The organism is Stenotrophomonas sp. SrG, assembly GCF_050031795.1.
GTDB lineage: Bacteria > Pseudomonadota > Gammaproteobacteria > Xanthomonadales > Xanthomonadaceae > Stenotrophomonas > Stenotrophomonas rhizophila_A.
On the sequence record NZ_JBNBBE010000234.1, the window covers coordinates 1 to 275 of the forward strand.

Consider the following 275-nt stretch of genomic DNA (forward strand, 5'->3'; position numbering starts at 1 on the left):
TCATGCAGTCGTCCCCGCGCGACGTCCCCCTCGCCACCGTCGCCGACACCGAACTGGTGGTCGGCTTGATGCGCGAGTTTTACGCCGAAGACCAGCGGGACTTCGACGAAGCGCGCGTGCGGCGCGCCCTGGCCGCACTGCTGGAAGACCCGCGCAACGGCGAAGCGGGGGGGCGCCACAATCCCGAGTTCACCATGCTCGAGTGGTCCCGTGTGGGCTGGGATCATCACCGCCTGTTCGATGAAACCGTGGCGCTGGTGCGCGCGGCACTGGCG

At 69.1% G+C, this 275-nt stretch carries 1 pseudogene; it reads left to right on the forward strand.

Features of this window, described 5'->3' with window-relative positions:
- Positions 1-2: 2 nt before the first annotated feature.
- Positions 3-275 (forward strand): annotated as a pseudogene (locus tag ACQG3P_RS19655) (hypothetical protein); the annotation flags it as partial.